Source organism: Micromonospora peucetia (genome assembly GCF_900091625.1).
GTDB lineage: Bacteria > Actinomycetota > Actinomycetes > Mycobacteriales > Micromonosporaceae > Micromonospora > Micromonospora peucetia.
Genome location: NZ_FMIC01000002.1, coordinates 86,019 through 101,006 on the forward strand (window position 1 = coordinate 86,019; position 14,988 = coordinate 101,006).

Annotated in this window: 15 protein-coding genes, 1 tRNA gene and 1 pseudogene; 7 read left to right on the top strand and 10 right to left on the bottom strand. The window is 72.4% G+C overall.

Going from position 1 to position 14,988, the window contains the following annotated elements:
- Nucleotides 1-21 precede the first annotated feature (21 nt).
- The 6 genes and pseudogenes from GA0070608_RS00905 to GA0070608_RS00930 all read right to left on the bottom strand — a co-directional run bounded on the left by GA0070608_RS00905 (nt 22) and on the right by GA0070608_RS00930 (nt 5,587).
- Entirely contained in the window at nt 22-1,575 is a 1,554-nt protein-coding gene (locus tag GA0070608_RS00905) for an aminotransferase class I/II-fold pyridoxal phosphate-dependent enzyme (RefSeq protein WP_245715653.1), read from the bottom strand.
- Between the two features lie 23 nt (nt 1,576-1,598).
- Nucleotides 1,599-2,927, bottom strand: coding sequence for an NAD(P)/FAD-dependent oxidoreductase (locus GA0070608_RS00910; RefSeq protein ID WP_091634020.1), 1,329 nt, complete (start codon nt 2,925-2,927; stop codon nt 1,599-1,601).
- A 464-nt stretch (nt 2,928-3,391) separates the two neighbouring features.
- A pseudogene (locus GA0070608_RS00915) lies at nt 3,392-3,544 on the bottom strand (IS1380 family transposase); the annotation flags it as partial.
- Between the two features lie 62 nt (nt 3,545-3,606).
- Nucleotides 3,607-4,353: a class I SAM-dependent DNA methyltransferase gene (locus GA0070608_RS00920; protein WP_218107478.1), complete on the bottom strand. Its 747-nt coding sequence runs from the start codon at nt 4,351-4,353 to the stop codon at nt 3,607-3,609.
- A gap of 533 nt (nt 4,354-4,886) precedes the next feature.
- Nucleotides 4,887-4,958: transfer RNA gene (locus GA0070608_RS00925), tRNA-Val, on the bottom strand.
- Nucleotides 4,959-5,041: 83 nt separating this feature from the next.
- A complete protein-coding gene (locus tag GA0070608_RS00930) occupies nt 5,042-5,587 on the bottom strand; it encodes a TIGR02611 family protein (RefSeq protein WP_091634027.1) in 546 nt (181 codons plus the stop codon).
- A gap of 303 nt (nt 5,588-5,890) precedes the next feature.
- Between GA0070608_RS00930 and GA0070608_RS00935 the strand changes: the two genes are divergently transcribed.
- Nucleotides 5,891-6,322, top strand: coding sequence for an SsgA family sporulation/cell division regulator (locus GA0070608_RS00935; protein ID WP_067311359.1), 432 nt, complete (start codon nt 5,891-5,893; stop codon nt 6,320-6,322).
- Nucleotides 6,323-6,425: 103 nt separating this feature from the next.
- Here the strand turns inward: GA0070608_RS00935 and GA0070608_RS00940 are convergent, their stop codons facing one another.
- Complete coding sequence (locus GA0070608_RS00940; protein WP_091619962.1) at nt 6,426-7,202, bottom strand: glucose 1-dehydrogenase; 777 nt, start codon at nt 7,200-7,202, stop codon at nt 6,426-6,428.
- Between the two features lie 262 nt (nt 7,203-7,464).
- Here GA0070608_RS00940 and GA0070608_RS00945 point away from each other — a divergent pair, with 262 nt between their 5' ends.
- The 4 genes from GA0070608_RS00945 (at nt 7,465) to GA0070608_RS00960 (ending at nt 9,728) form a co-directional block, all read left to right on the top strand.
- Nucleotides 7,465-8,367, top strand: coding sequence for a helix-turn-helix transcriptional regulator (locus GA0070608_RS00945; protein ID WP_091619966.1), 903 nt, complete (start codon nt 7,465-7,467; stop codon nt 8,365-8,367).
- 7 nt (nt 8,368-8,374) lie between these two features.
- Complete coding sequence (locus tag GA0070608_RS00950) at nt 8,375-8,830, top strand: RrF2 family transcriptional regulator (RefSeq protein WP_091619970.1); 456 nt, start codon at nt 8,375-8,377, stop codon at nt 8,828-8,830.
- A complete protein-coding gene (locus tag GA0070608_RS00955; protein WP_091619973.1) occupies nt 8,830-9,342 on the top strand; it encodes a GNAT family N-acetyltransferase in 513 nt (170 codons plus the stop codon). The genes GA0070608_RS00950 and GA0070608_RS00955 overlap by 1 nt, the downstream gene beginning before the upstream one ends.
- Nucleotides 9,343-9,548: 206 nt before the next feature.
- Nucleotides 9,549-9,728, top strand: coding sequence for a DUF4236 domain-containing protein (locus GA0070608_RS00960; protein ID WP_007075522.1), 180 nt, complete (start codon nt 9,549-9,551; stop codon nt 9,726-9,728).
- A gap of 93 nt (nt 9,729-9,821) precedes the next feature.
- Here the strand turns inward: GA0070608_RS00960 and GA0070608_RS00965 are convergent, their stop codons facing one another.
- The gene (locus GA0070608_RS00965; protein WP_091619976.1) at nt 9,822-10,712 is read right to left on the bottom strand and encodes a hypothetical protein; all 891 of its coding nucleotides are present in this window, start codon (nt 10,710-10,712) and stop codon (nt 9,822-9,824) included.
- A gap of 152 nt (nt 10,713-10,864) precedes the next feature.
- On the bottom strand, nt 10,865-11,386 hold the full coding sequence (locus GA0070608_RS00970; RefSeq protein WP_091619979.1) for a VOC family protein: 522 nt from the start codon (nt 11,384-11,386) through the stop codon (nt 10,865-10,867).
- Between the two features lie 49 nt (nt 11,387-11,435).
- Between GA0070608_RS00970 and GA0070608_RS00975 the strand changes: the two genes are divergently transcribed.
- Complete coding sequence (locus GA0070608_RS00975; RefSeq protein ID WP_091634032.1) at nt 11,436-11,897, top strand: MarR family winged helix-turn-helix transcriptional regulator; 462 nt, start codon at nt 11,436-11,438, stop codon at nt 11,895-11,897.
- A 57-nt stretch (nt 11,898-11,954) separates the two neighbouring features.
- Nucleotides 11,955-13,505 carry a tetratricopeptide repeat protein gene (locus GA0070608_RS00980; protein ID WP_091619982.1) on the top strand — a complete coding sequence of 517 codons (1,551 nt, stop codon included), beginning with the start codon at nt 11,955-11,957 and terminating at the stop codon, nt 13,503-13,505.
- Between the two features lie 24 nt (nt 13,506-13,529).
- Here GA0070608_RS00980 and GA0070608_RS00985 read toward each other — a convergent pair whose 3' ends face one another.
- Complete coding sequence (locus tag GA0070608_RS00985) at nt 13,530-14,915, bottom strand: sensor histidine kinase (protein WP_091619985.1); 1,386 nt, start codon at nt 14,913-14,915, stop codon at nt 13,530-13,532.
- Nucleotides 14,916-14,988 lie beyond the last annotated feature (73 nt).

Consider the following 14,988-nt stretch of genomic DNA (forward strand, 5'->3'; position numbering starts at 1 on the left):
CCTGGCTGAACGGCATTGCCCTTAGTGGGGAGCGCTGCCGAAGGCGCTGGAGAGGTACGCCCGGGAGTCGGCGATGGCGCCCTCGATGATCCGGGCAGCCTCGCGGGCCTCCTCGGGATGGTGCCCGGCCTGCACCTGAAGCCGGAACCGGGACGAGCCGGTCGGGGTCACCGGGAACTCGACCATGAATGCCAACACCCCTCGGTCGAAGAGCAGGCGGTTCGCCGTCCGCGCCAGCTTCTCGTTGCCGATCAGTAGCGGCACGATCGGTGACGGCTCACCCATGCAGGTCAGGCCCCGGCCGGTCAGTTCGTCGCGCAGGGCGTGGATCGCGGTGAAGAGCCGGGCCCGCAGCACGTCCCCCTCGGCCGACCGGATGATCCTGGTGGCCTCCCGTACCACCGCGGTCTGCACCGGTGACAGCGCGTTGGAGAAGAAGTGCGAGCCGCCGAACATCTTGATGTACTGCTTCAACGCTGGCGAGTTGGAAGCCACGAAGCCACCGTTGGAGCAGAACGTCTTGGAAAAGGCGCCCATCACGATGTCGACGCTGCCGAGCAGGTCCTGCATCCCCAGCACGCCCGTGCCGCCGGGCCCCATCGAGCCCAGGTCGTGCGCCACATCGACCAGCAGCGTGGCGTCGTGTTCCCGGCAGACGCGTTGCAGGGTGACGAGGTCCGGCCAGTCCGCGTCCACCGAGAAGAGCCCGTCGGTGACCACCAGAATGCCGTTGCGGGTGTCCGTGGCCCGGATCTCGGTCAGGTGCCGGCGTACCGCCTCGACGTTGAGGTGCTCGTAGCGGACCACGTTCCGGGTGGCCGCCCGTGCCCCCTGCTGGAGGCAGGAGTGGGCCAGCCGGTCGATCACGATATGGTCGGACTGCCGGACCAGACCGACGACCGCGCCGAAGCCGGCCGCCCATCCGGTCGGAAAGAGCGTCACGTGGTCGAGCCCGACCAGGTCGCCGAGGGCCGCCTCCAGATCGTCGGAGATGCGGGTGTTGCCGAGCACCATCGGCGAGCCGGCGCTGTGCGGCCCGTAGTCGTGCATCGCCTTGGCCGCCGCCTCCCGGATTGCCGGGTGGGTGTTGAACGACAGGTAGTCCTGGGAGTTGAAGTTGATCCCTCGGGCCCGCCGGCCCAGGTCGTTGGTGATCTGGGCGACGCTGTCCGGTGCCGCCTCCAGCACCCGGGAGTACTGCCACGTCTCCGTGCGGCGACGGGCCTGCACCCAGCCGTAGAAGTCCTCGGTGCGGGTCAGCAGGTTGCAGCCGGCGGGTCGGTAGAAGTCGTACGCGTTCTTGTCCAGGGCGTACTCCTCGTCGGGGTCGACGGGGTTGCGCAGGTGGGCCGGCTCCCACATCTCGGTGAGGTCGGCGACCACCTGGGCCAGCTCGTCGTCGGCACCTTCGAGCGACGCGAGGTCGTCCCATGGAATGTGAGTGGCCCAGTTGCGGGTCATCTCGGAGACCTCGGTCGCGGTACGCGCCATGGTCTCGAAGTCCCGGCAGTTTGCCGCCTTGAGGATGATCCCGATCAGTTCGCCGTCTTCACGCTGGTCGAGCTCGGTGGTCACGGTGTCGTCTCCCTGGTGGATCATCAGGCGAAGAGGTTCTGCTGGTAGCTGCGGGAGGTCTCCGCGAAGTCCTCGAAGACCGCGTGGTCGGCGGAGGACTCCTTCGCGGCGTCGTTGAGCAGGAAGAGGTTGGAGGCCTGGAAGAACTCCGACACGGGCGCGACGTCGGCGTGTGTGGCGATGAACCGGTCGGTCTCCTGCTGGTTGCCCCGCAACGCGACGAACAGTTGCAGCTCGTCGTGCCGATACGGGCGCATCTCGGCAAGGGTGCAGACGTAGTCGTGGTAGGCGGCAGCGTTCTGGCTTCGGCGGCGGTCCCCGTAGGCGGTCATCGCCTCGTCGATCGACGCGTCACCGCGGAGCCACCGGTCGAGTGCGGCGCTGACCAGCTCGGCGTCACGGAAGGCATGGGTAATGCCGATCGCGGTGCACTGGTCCTTGGCCGACTCGGCGTCACCGACGAGCACCCACCCGGGCCCGTGCAGTGGCCGGAGGAAAGCTGACTGGTCCAGGGTGCCGTAGATGCGTTCCTCCCTGGTCCCCTTGGTCCGCACCACGTCGCCCAGCTCCGGACTGACGAAGTCCAACGCCTTCTGGTAGTTGCCCGGCACGTCACCGCGAAACTCCCGCGACCACTCACTCGGCCCCCAGACCAGGACCATGTTCTGGTTGAAGTTGGTCGGCGCCACCGCGCAGGCCAGCCGGCCGCGCCGGTGCAGTTGTGCCGGACCGAGGTCGAAGCCGGACCAGTAGCTCCAGTAGGCGAACGTGCAGCGGGGCCGCTCGTCGTACTTCGGCAGCGCGAGGGTGCGGGCGACGAACGAATTCCGGCCGTCGGCACCAACCACGATCCGGGCCCGCTCTTCGACCAGCTGTCCGTCGACCGCACGCCCCCGGATACCGATGACCTGCCCGTTCTCGACGATCAGCTCACGAACGGTGAAGTTGGTGCGCACCTCGGCACCGGCCTTGGCGGCCGCGCCGACCAGGATCTCGTCGAGCACCCGGCGCCGCACGGACGCATAGCTCTGCACCACGCCCGAGTCGTCGCCGTGCAGGTCCCGGAAGTACTCGTGCAGTAGCTCGGTCGGCACCGAGCCGGTCAGCGAGATACCGTCGTTGACCACCTCGACCGTGGTGTGCGCCGGAGTGACCGCCAGGACCTCATCCAGCAGTCCCCACCGGTTCAGGTAGGACATCCCGTGCGGCCAGAGGAAGTGCGTCGAGATGACGTCGCTGGGGAACGAGGAGCGGTCCACCACCAGCACCCGGTGTCCACGCCGGGCGAGCAACAGGGCGGTGGACGCACCCGAACAGCGGGCGCCGATGACGATCGCGTCGTACAACTGAATCGATCCTTCGTTGATGTGGCGGTGGCGGTGGCGGCGCAGGCAGCGGCGGCGGGAAGTCCGCCCAAGAGCGGCCCCGGGGTCCGCGGATCGCCGCAGGTCACCCGGGTTGCGTTCGGCGTCGGCCACCGTTGCCGGTGGCTGCCTCCGCCGCACGCACCGGTCGAGTCGGCAGGCCCGGCGGAGAGCGTAGCCTACGTCCACAATGGATTGAAACCGCTCGGTGGCGCCCCAAGCAGCCGCTCTGAGCGGCTCCCGGAGTGACGGTCCTTCTCACCACTCAGCAGCTGGGCATGTTGCCGCCCGCTGGTGGATGTTCGCCGCGGATGCTGCCGCCGGGCCGTCGGGTGACCGGGGCAAGGCCGGCGTAGGCGGGCGCCCCAACAACTGCCTCCAGCCTGCGAGGAGACCACTGAACTTCACGTTTCGAGCGCGAGGCAACCGGTACGCCATCCGCCCGCCGCACCAAGCATCCGCTCGTTCAACTGCGACAACAGCCGCCACGCGGTCGGGTCGGAGGCGACCGGCCCGAACAGGGCGCACTGGTCACGCAGCACCGCCAGGTCGGCGATCGCCTCACCACCGTCGGCGAGCATCACCGCCAGATCCACGGCGATGCGATCAGAAGGCACTTCTTTGCTATCTGACCGCCCCTTGGACAGCCCTCAACGAAGGGCCGAGGCTAGTGCCGCAGCGCGCGGAAGGTCCAGTTGTCGCTACTGGGGCCGGGTGCGGCGTCGCCGTAGTCGGCGGTCACGGTGACATCGGTGAAGCCGGCATCGACCAGCAGCTGTCTGAACTCCGCGATACTCCAGAGCTGCAGCCGGAACAGCTGTAGTTCGCTGCCGACCAGGGCGCCGTCGTGCCACTTGTCATACCGCAGCCATTCGGTCCTCTGGTTGGTCGCCCGGTCGTACTCGACTCGCAGCGTCTGGAGCGTCCAGACGTAGTCATCCCTGCGCCAGTAGCGCATCGGCGCGGCGTCCGTGGCCATGTCGGGAGCCGGTACGTCGATCAGCAAGCAGCCGCCAGGCTCAAGGTTCTGATGAAAATTCGCCAGTGCGCGGGCGGTGGCCTCCCTTCCGTCCAGGAGCACGATGGAGCCCGCCGGAATGATCACAGCCGAATATGCTCCGGGGCGGAGGAAGTCGGCCATGTCGGCGTGATGCAGGACCGGGGCAAGATCCCGGCTCGCGCACTCGGCACGGCACAGAGCGAGCATGTCAGCGGAGGTATCACACCCTTCGACCCGTAGACCAGACTCCAGCAGCGGAACCAGCACCCGGCCGGTGCCGACCGCGGGCTCCAACACGGATCCCTCGATGCCGCCGAGCTGGCGTCGGTAGTACTCGACGTCGCCGAACGAGTGCCCGATCGGTTTGTCGAGGTTGTAGACCTCGGTGGACAGCGGGCCGTAGTTCCACCCCAACGCGTGCATCTCCTGACTGATCGTGACCGGAGTGCCGCCGCCCGCCGTACGGGCGGCGGCACTCCGACCGGCCGGTCGCATCCTAATTGCCCGCCCGACGGATCAGCCGCGTTGACCGTCGCCGAGATCCGCCGACTCCTCAACGCCTTCGTCCTCGCCCTGCCACCAACCACCAGCGCACACCCTGCGCTGGTCCACCTGGCGATGAACATCCGGGTTGGTGACAGGCCGGGCGGCGTCCGTTTCAGACCAGGTGGGGCGGTTGGGAGCGGGCCGCCCCGGTTCTGAACCTGCCCGGCGGGGCCGAGCCGGCTTCGGACGGCTCGGCCACGCTTTCGGTTTGTCAGGGGGTCACTCGGGTGGCAGGGCTGTCGCCCGGCAGGCCCGACATGTTGGCCTCGACCAACGGCAACGCGAGAAGCGCTCAAGCGCCTCGGTGACTCCCTCAGCCGCTGACGCCACTGCTGTACTTCACTGCTGCACGACAGCAGAAAGGCCACCTCCCAAGACTGGGAAGTGGCCTTTGACCTGCGTGGGCGATGCTGGTATCGAACCAGCGACCTCTTCGGTGTGAACGAAGCGCTCTCCCACTGAGCTAATCGCCCTCAGCGCCGCTGACTCTACCCGATCGAGGGACCGGACCGGAAATCCGGGGCCCGCGCGCCACGGAGCGGCCCAGACGCCGGGGTCAGTGCGTCGCCAGGTAGTGCAGCGCCTCAGCGACCACGTCGATGCCGAAGCTGTACTTCAGTGACAGCCAGACCACCGAGCCGACGAAGACCAGGCCGACGGAGCCGAGCAGGCAGCGTACGGCCAGTGAACGGTCCTTCACCCACTGCGTCCAGCTGTGCACGTGCCGGCGGGTGAAGCCGAGCAGCCGGCGGGCCCAGTGGAACTCGACGGCCCAGATGCCGAGGCCGGCGATCACGAGCAGCCAGCCCGGCCCGGGCAGCGGGATGAGGGCGATACCGATGGTGACGACGAGGGCGCCGGCGATGGCGACGAAAATCTTGAGGGTGACGCGTCCGGTCGGGTTGGCCCGGATCAGGGCGAGGGTGGTGCTGAGCCGCTGCCGCCAGCGCGGTCGCTGCCGCCGTTCGGCCAGCGCCGTACCGCCGGCGCCACCCCGCTCGGACGCCGGCCGACCAGGCCGGTCGTGCTGTTCCGTCGGCACCCCGTACCCCCGCCTTTCGGCCGTCCGGGCCGCGACATTCGGCGGGCCCGGCGCTGCCATCGGATCCACTGAGGATCGTTTCGTGGTCATTTCCTCCCCCAGTGTGGCTCTCGCCCGTCACTGGAATGGACGACTGGACGTTACCGGAGTAAGTCGACGACTGAACCACCCGATGCCGGGCGGGATCACGCACTGGGCAGAACCGGAAATCCTACATGAATCTTCACATTCACGCGGCTTTTCCGACCCCCTTCCCACCACTGGGTGAAGTCAGCGTATGGCGGAGCGTAGCCAGGAGTAGCACCTGAGTATGGGAAAAGCGGGACACGCGCGTTCCGCAGCGGTGCCGGGGGGAGATCGTCCATGAGTGTCATCCGACCGACGACCGTAGAGGTCGAGACGTCGCTAAGGCTCGTCGCACCTGACGCCACCGCCTTGCCGGTGCGTGCCAGTCTGCGTTACGACCCTGCTGATCCGTATGCGGTCCATGTCCTGTTCCACGCCGAATCCGCCGGCGGCGAGGCGGTCAGCTGGTCGTTCGCCCGGGAACTGCTGGTCACCGGCCTCGACGAGCCGGCCGGCATCGGCGACGTGCGGGTCTGGCCCTGGGCCACCCCGCGCGGGGACTTCGTCGCACTGGCGCTGTCGTCGCCCGACGGCAACGCCCTCTTCGAGGTGCCGCGCAGCGTACTGGTGCGCTTCCTGCGGCGCACCTACGTCGTCGTCCCACGAGGCCGCGAGGCCGAGCACCTGGACGTCGACACCGCGGTGAGCCGGCTGCTCGCCGGTCGCTGAACCACCGGCCACAACGGTCGCCCGAGGCCGCGCGGATCTGCCGAGTCCGCGCGGCTCCGGCCCACCAGGGGGTACGCGCACCGCCTCCCGCCCCACGCCGGGCTCAGCCATGGGTGGTGATGCCGCCGTCGACCGGGATCACCGCACCGGTGAGGTACGCCCCGGCGCGCGACGACAGGTAGATCGCGGTGCCGGCCATGTCCTCCGGCCGGCCGATCCGACCCAGCGGCACCTGCCCCTCGATGGCGGCCCGGGACGCGGGGTCGTCCAGCGCGAACGCCATCATCTTGCTCTCGAACGGCCCCGGCGCGATCGCGTTGACGGTGATCTGCTCGCCGGCGAGCTGGTGGGCCAGGCTGCGGGTGAGCATGTGCACGGCGGCCTTGGTCGCCGAGTACGCGTACACCTCCATCGTTGGCACCCGGATGCCGTCGATGGAGCCGATGTTGATCACGCGGGCCGGGTCGTCGGCGCTGGCGGACGCGCGCAGCGCGGGCAGCAGCGCGGTGGTGAGCCGGAAGACGGCCTTGACGTTGACCGCCCAGAGCTTGTCGAACGCGCTCTCCGGGTACGACTCCAGCGGTGCTCCCCAGGTCGCGCCCGCGTTGTTGACCAGCACGTCGAGGCGGTCGACGCGCTCCCGGACGGCGGCGGCCAGGCCCTCGGCGCCGGCGTCGTCCCCGAGGTCGGCGGGGATGGCCTCGCAACGCCCCTCGGCGGAGAGTTCCTTGGCCACGGCCTCGCAGACGTCCGCCTTGCGGGACGAGATGATCACGTTTGCGCCGGCCCGGACGAAGCCCTGGGCGATCATCAGGCCGATCCCCCGCGAGCCGCCGGTGACCAGGACCGTCTTGCCTTCGACCGAGAACAGATCCGTCATGTCCCATCCCATCGCGAGTCGGCCGGGGCTGCCGGGGCGCGGGCGACCCGACCGGCGCGGACCGGTGCCGGCCGACGCCGCGACCGGACGGCGCTACCGTTCGGTAACGTAGCCCGCCCCCAACGACCTCGACAACCCCTTCCGGGTCGGCCCGCCCAGGCCGCGCGGTGCCGCCCGAGGACCACCGCCAGCCCCCGGCTCGGGCGACCCCGCGCCGCGTCCGGGATGCGTTGATCGTCGCGCCGGGCTACCGTCGCAGGCAATGGTCTCTTCCGGTCAGCTCTCCCCCGCTCCGCTTGGCACCGCGGCGACCGCCCCCGCCGAGATCGACACGGTCGCCCTCGGTGACCTCGCCTCCGACCCGCGCTGGCGACGTCCGGTGCTGCTGGGCAAGGACCTGCTCGTGCTGACCACGGGCGGACACGGCACCGCCGAGCTGGACTTCCGCGCGCTGCCCTGCCGGCCCGGCACGCTGCTGCGGGTGCGTGCCGGCCAGGTGCTGCGCTGTGCCGGCCCGCAACTCGACGCGACGGTGGTGCGCTGGGAGGCGGCGGCGCTGCGCGGGGTCGACGTCGACCCGGACGCGATCCCGGCCCGGATCCAGCTCGCCGGCGAGGACGAGGACGCGGTCATCACCGAGGTGAGCCAACTGGTGGTGGACTGCCAGCGGCACCAGGGGGTGGCCGCCGCCCGCGGCCTGCTACGTCACCAGCTCGCCGTGCTGCTGCTGCGGCTGTCGCTGCTGCCCGGATGCGACCACCGGGCGACCCGGGCGGAGGCGGCCACCTTCCACCGGCTCTGCCGGGAGGTCGAACGCGGCTACCAGCACACCCGCCGCGTCGAGGACTACGCCGCCCGGCTGGACTGCTCGGTGCGTACGCTCACCCGGGCCTGCCTGGCGGTGACCGGGCGCAGCGCCAAGCAGGTGGTCGACGAGCGGGTGGCCCTCCAGGCGAGCCGGCTGCTGGCTGCCACCGACGAGCCGATCGCCCGGATCGGCCGGCGGTTGGGCTTCTCCGAGCCGACGAACTTCGGCCGGTTCTTCACCCGCGAGGTCGGGGTGAGCCCGGGCGTGTTCCGCGCGGCCCGTGAGCAGCCGGTACCCGGGCCGGTCGTCCGGCCCCGGCCGCCCGCCGACGCCACCGGCCGCCCACGCGGGGCATGATGGCGGGGTGCAGATCTCCGCGCGCGGCGACTACGCGGTACGGGCGACCCTGAGCCTCGCCACCGCGTACCCCCGCCTGATGTCCACCCAGGCCATCGCCGCGGAGCAGGACATGCCGCGCAAGTTCCTGGAGGCCGTCCTGGCCGACCTGCGACGGGCCGGCATCGTCCGGGCGCAGCGCGGCGCCGAGGGCGGCTACACGCTTGCCCGGCCGCCGCGCGAGGTGACCGTCGGCGCGGTGCTGCGCGCGGTGGAGGGTCCGCTGGCCGGGGTCCGCGGGCTGCGCCCGGAGGAGACCCGTTACGAGGGCGCGGCGGAGAACCTGCCCGGGCTCTGGGTCGCGGTACGGGCCGCCGTGCGGCGGGTGGTCGACGAGGTGAGCCTCGCGGAGATTGTCAGCGGCCGGCTGCCCGCCCACGTCCGCAGGTTGACGGCTCTGCCCGACGCCTGGGAGCCGCGCTGATGCCCACTCCCACCCTGCACACCGACCGCCTGCTGCTGGAGCCCTACCGGCCGGACGACGCCAAGGACTTCATAGCCCTGCTCACCGACCCGGAGGTGGGCCGGTTCATGGGCGACGGCCCGCTGACCGCCGACGAGGCCGGCGCCCTCTTCGGACGGGTGTTCACCAAGGTCTACGCGGACGACCTCTTCGACGTGTGGGCGGTGCGCCGGGATGGTCACTACGTCGGGCACGCCGAGCTCAAGCGCACGGACCAGGTCGACGGCCACGAGATCATCTACGCGCTGGCGAAGCCGGCCTGGGGCGCCGGTCTCGGCACCGAACTGGCCCGGGCCCTGGTCCGCCACGGCTTCGACACCCTCGGCCTGCCCCGGGTGTACGCGACGGTCGCCGAGGCCAACCACGCCTCGCTGGCGCTGCTGGGCAGGCTCGGCTTCGTCCACGAGCGCGACATCGCCGAGGCCGACGGCACGGTCACCCGCGTCTTGGTCGTCAACCGCGCCCCCGCCTGACGCCGCCCACTCCGGATCGGCGCCGGCCGACATCGAGGTGAACCCCTGTCCCGGCGGGCGGGGCCACGGGGCGCGGGCCGGGTTCTGCGGGGTTGCCCCGGTCCTTGGCACCGTCCATGCCGGACGGGACAGGGGTTTCGCGATTCGGCGATCCGGGCATGTTCGGGTTCGACAGGGCAGGGAAGGGACTCGAAGGGAGCACGACGATGGGTCTGATGTTTCGCAAGCGCAAGAAGTACGGCCCGATCATCCTGAACTTCACCGAGAACGGCTTCTCGTCCTGGAGCATCAAGATCGGTCGCTGGTCCTGGAACTCCCGAGCCAAGGCGCACCGGGTCGACCTGCCGGGTCCGCTGTCCTGGAAGCAGGACAAGTCCCGGGCGTGAGGTCCCGAGGTCTAGCGGGGTGCCGGTGCTTCACCGGCACCCCGCTCGGCGTCTGCGTCAGAAGCCGACTCTCCATCGTGAGGCGCGGATGCGTCAGGAGGCCGGCCCGGTGTCCCGTGCGGAGATGACCACGTCGCCGCCGAGCCGGCCGTGTTCCGGGTCGCGGGCCGCCTCCCCCGCGTCGAGCAGCCCGGTCAACGCCCGGACGGCGTCGGACGACCGGTAGACGGTCTCGGTGAGGGCGTGCCGGCGAAGCTCGGTGACCGTACGCGGGCCGGAGCGCGCCAGCTCGGCCAGCAACTCGCGGTGCAGCGGGCCGGGCTCGGGGCCCCCGACGACGTCGTGCAGCCGTCCGGCCGGGTCGCGGTAGCGCACGCCGGCGGCCCCGTCGACCGCCCAGAGCGCCTCCTTGAACGCCTCCAGGCTCTTGCCCGACCCGGTCGCGAAGGCGAACAGCCGCCCGGGGGCGCCGTCGGCGGGCACCACCTCCACCTCGGTCGTCAGCGGGAACCCGGCGTCGGCGAGGGCGACGCGCGCGGCCGTTCCGGGGGCGGTGGCGAGCAGCATGTCCGCCGGCTTACCGGCCGCCGCGGCGGTCAGCACCGCGGGGTCGGCGGCATCGTCGTCCACGACGGACAGCAGGGGCGCGCCGGCCGCACCGGCCGCCTTCACCGCCACCGGTAACCGGGCCGGGCCGCCGGGCACGAGGTGCACGGCGACGCCTGCCGGCAGTTCCGCCTCCACGGCGCCGAGCCGGGCCGGCAGTTCCTCGGTGCCGTCGGCGAGCACCAGCACGGTGAGCTGGCGACCCCGCAGCCGGTCGGCGTGTCCGGCGACCACCCGCAGCGCGGCCTCCGCGGAGCCGGCGTCGCCACCGGCGTACGCCAGGGCGAGGGTGGCCCGGCGGGCGCGGTGCAGCGCGCCCGGTAGCCAGGTATCCAGGTGTCGGACGAGCAGCTCGCGCAGGACGGCGTCGGTCGGCATGCTGCCGTTCTACCGCACGCCCGCCCCGGCCGGGTCAGCTCCCCCGCCCAGACGGGGCGTCGCGGTGCCCCGGTCGGGGCGTCGCGGCACCTGGTGGGGGCGTCGCGGTGCCCCGGGTCGGGTCCGGACGGGGCTGGCGGTGCCCGGTCGGGTCACGCCGGGACGGAGATGCCCACCCCGCCGCGGGTCTGGCCGCCGTAGCGCCGCCGCTCGGCGTCCAGGTCGAGCCGGCCGATCCGCTTGCGCGCGGCCAGGGCGGCGTCGTCGAGCCGGTCGGCGGGCACCAGCCAGACGATCTCGAACTCCAGCCCGTCCGGGTCCTGGCCGTAGAGGCTCTTGGTGGTGCCGTGGTCGGAGGCACCGACCAGGGCTCCGGCGGCGGTGAGCCGCTGCGCGGTGACCTCCAACTCGTCGAGGGTGTCGACCTCCCAGGCCAGGTGGTAGAGCCCGACGGTGCCGCGACCGGCGGTGGAGCGGCCGGTGCCCGCGCCCATCTCGAACAGGCCCAGGTCGTGGTCGTTGGTGGAGCCGGGCGCCTGGAGGAAGGCGGCGCCCCGGAAGCCGTCCGGAGTCATCGGGATCGGCCGGAAGCCCAGCACGTCGCGGTAGAAGGCGACGCTGCGGGCGAGCTCACTGACGTAGAGCACGGCGTGGTTGAGGCGGTGGATTCCCATGCCCCGACGCTAGCGTGATTTCGTTGAGCATTCAACTATATGACGTATGATGGACGTCATGACCCGCTGGCTGGATCCCGACGAGCAACGCACCTGGCGCGCCTACCTGACCTCCTCCCGCGCCCTGATGGAGACGCTGGACCGGGAGCTGCAACGCGAAGCCGGGATGCCGCACGCCTACTACGAGATCCTGGTCCGGCTCTCCGAGGCGCCGCAGCGGCGGTTGCGGATGAGCGACCTGGCCGAGGCGAGCGGCTCCTCGCGCAGCCGGCTCTCGCACGCCGTGGCCCGGCTGGAGGCGGCCGGCTGGGTCCGCCGCGAGGAGTGCCCCACCGACCGGCGCGGGCAGATCGCGGTCCTGACCGACGACGGATTCGCCACCCTCGCCGCCGCCGCGCCCGGCCACGTCGAGGGGGTACGCCGGCATCTGTTCGACGCGTTGAGCCCGGCCCAGGTGGACCAGTTGCGCCGGATCAGCGAGACGCTCGCCGCACACCTGACCGGTTCCTGACCAATCCACCCCTGTCCGGGTCTTGTACTTACCGTCGTCGGATGAGCACGATGGGGCGTGCCTTCCGGCTTCGGTGAACTGACTGACCAGGCGCACCACCTGGTTTCCGCCGGCGACCTCGCCGGCGCCCAACGGCTGCTCGCCGACGCGCTGACCGACGCCGACCCGCGTCCGGCCAACGCCACGCCCGAGCTGGCCGAGGCCGCCAGCCTCCAGGCCCGCGTGCTGGTCGCCCTCGGCGAGCCGCACTCCGCGCGGGGCTGGGCCGCGTTCGCGTACGCGGCCACAACCCGGTTGTACGGGCGCTGCGACCAGCGCACCGTGGCCGCCGCGGCCACCCTCGCGGCAGTGCTGCACCGGGTCGGCAGCTGGTCCCGCGCCGCCCGGCTCTACCAGGAAGTGATCATCGAGCTGACCGCGCTGGACGGTCCCGAGTCACTGCGGGTGCTCGCCGCCCACGCAGACCTGGCCACCGTGGAGTACGCGCGCGGCCAGTGCCCGGTGGCCCGCGACCGGTTGCAGGACGCCTGGGAGCTGCACCGCGAGGTCTACGGTGACGGGCACCCCAGCGGGATCAAGATGCTGGCCCGGCTCGGGGCGATGCAGCGCGACTGCGGGCAGTTCGTCGAGGCGCACGACAACCTGGCGCTCGCCAGGGAGCTGTGCCGGCAGCACCTGCCGGCCGACGATCCGCTGGCGGCGCAGGTGGCGGTGCTGGCCCGGGCGGCGGCCAACCCGGACCACGTCTGCGCCGACACCGCCCCCGTCGGCCGGGACGACCCGATCGTGCCGTCCGCGCGTACCCCGCCCCCGGGCGACGGGCCGTCGACGGCGTACCACCCCTCGCAGCCGGGTTACCGCCCGACGGAGCCGGACCCGTACGCCGGGCCGCCGTACGTGGTGCCGACACCCCGACAACCGGCGGAGGACCCGCCACCCGGCTGGTGGCCCCCCGAGGCCGCCGCCGAGGACGCGCCGGCCGACAGCGCCGTGCCGCCGGCTGTCGTCCCCCTGGCCGGCGGCGCCAACGAGGAGGCCGACGGGGTACACCGGGTCCGCCAGCACGGCGCACCCGAGGAGCCCTACCAGCCGTCGCGGCTGCTGCCGGTGCCGGTGCACCGCGCCCCGCCCCGGCGCGGCAACCGGCTGCTGCCGCTCGTCGTCGGTGGCGTCGCGGTGGTGCTGCTGGGCACGGCGGCGGTGATCGCCGGAGTGGCCGGGGTGGACGGTGACTCCGACCCGGCGCCCCCGGTGGCGACCGGCGGACCGGCCTCCGCAGCGGCCGGCACGGTCACCCCGCCCGCCGCCGGCCCGACAACCGGTGCCGTGGCCTCCCCCGGCAGCCCGCCGAGCTCGGTGACGCTGCGCGACAACCGTGACAACGTGGCGCTGCGCTGGGCTTACCCGGCCGGCGGGGAGGGCCCGGTGGTCATCTCGGGCGGCCGGGTCGGCCAGGCGCAGACGGCCTTCGCCAACCTGCCCGCCGGCACCACCGCCTTCGTCGTCTACGGCCTGAACCGCAGCACCGACTACTGCTTCACGGTCGCGGTCGTCTGGTCGACCGACACGATCGCCCGGGCACCGGAGGTCTGCACCCGCCGCAGCTGACGAGCCGGCGTCGGCCCCTTCCAGTCAGGGGCGCTCCGGGTCGGGCAGGGCCGGCAGCAGCAGCCGCACCCGCAGCCCCGGACCGCCGGCCCGGCCGGGATGCGCGTCGGCCAGGTCGATGCCGCCGCCGGCCCGGCGGACCAGCTCGCGCACGATGGCCAGGCCGAGGCCGGCACCGCCGTCGTCCCGGGCCCGGGCGTCGTCCAGCCGGGTGAACCGGCCGAAGACCCGCTCCCGGTCCGCAACCGGGACACCCGGCCCGTCGTCGGTCACCGTCACCAGGTGGTACGCCGTCGCGCCGACACCACTGCCGTCGCTCTTTCCCCGGCCGGTGGGCGGCCCGACGGCCAGCACCACCTCGCCGTGGGCGTGCCGGACCGCGTTGTCGACCAGGTTGGTCAGGATCCGTCGCAGCTCGTCGGAGTCGCCTTCGGTCCACAACGGCACCGTTGGCGCGTCGAGGCGCACCGGCGGCGACGGGTACCGGGCCGCCACCGCCGCCAGCAGGGCACCCAGCTCGACCGGCCCGGTGGCCCGCGCCGGTGGCCCCTCGTCGAGCCGGGCCAGCAGCAGCAGGTCGTCGACGAGCCGGCCGAGCCGCTCGGTGTCGGCGAGCAGGTTCGCCGACACCGCCGTCCAGTCCGTCCGGTCGGCCAGCCGCCGGGCCACCTCCAGCTCGGTACGGATGTTCGTCAGCGGGCTGCGCAGCTCGTGCGCCGCGTCGGCGACGAACGCCCGTTGCCGGTCCCGGGCGGACTCCAGCCGGCCCAGCATCCCGTTGAGCGTGACCGCCAGCCGGTGGATCTCGTCCTGTGAAGCCGGTACGGGCAGCCGCCCGCCGCCGTCCCGCCCGGTGATCTCCTCGGCGCCCCGGCGCAACCCCTCCACCGGGCGCAGGGTCGCCCCCACCACCCGCCAGGCCACGGCGGCGAGCACCGCCACCAGCAGCGGGAAGCTCACCAGCAGGATGGTCCGGACGACATGCGCGCTGTGCCGTACGTCCGCCAGTGACCGGGCCACCAGGACGGTGCGCGGATCGGCGGCGGTGCCCGCCGGTACGGCCACCACCCGGACCGGCCCGGCCAGGCCGACCCGCTCCCCCGACACCGTCAGCCGCTGCCGGGCGCCGGCGTCGATCCGTTTCGGCGACACCATCGGCACCAACCGGTCGGCGTCGATCGAGGCGGCCCGCACCCTCCCCGCGGCGTCGATCACCTGCACCCGGACCTGTCCCCCGGCCACCGGCAGCGGGTCGGGCAGGACCTCCTCGGCGGCGAGCAGCGCGACCGCGTCGGCGGTCCGGAACGCCTCGGTGTCCACGGCGCGTTGCAGGGCCCAGCCCAGCACCGCGAGCAGGACGAGCCCGCCGACGGCCAGTCCCCCCGAGACGCCGAGCACCCCGACCGCCATCAGGCGCCCGCGCAACCCGAGCGCGCCCCGCAGCCGCCGCGACAGGAAGGGCCTCTTCCTGTCGCCTGGGCGA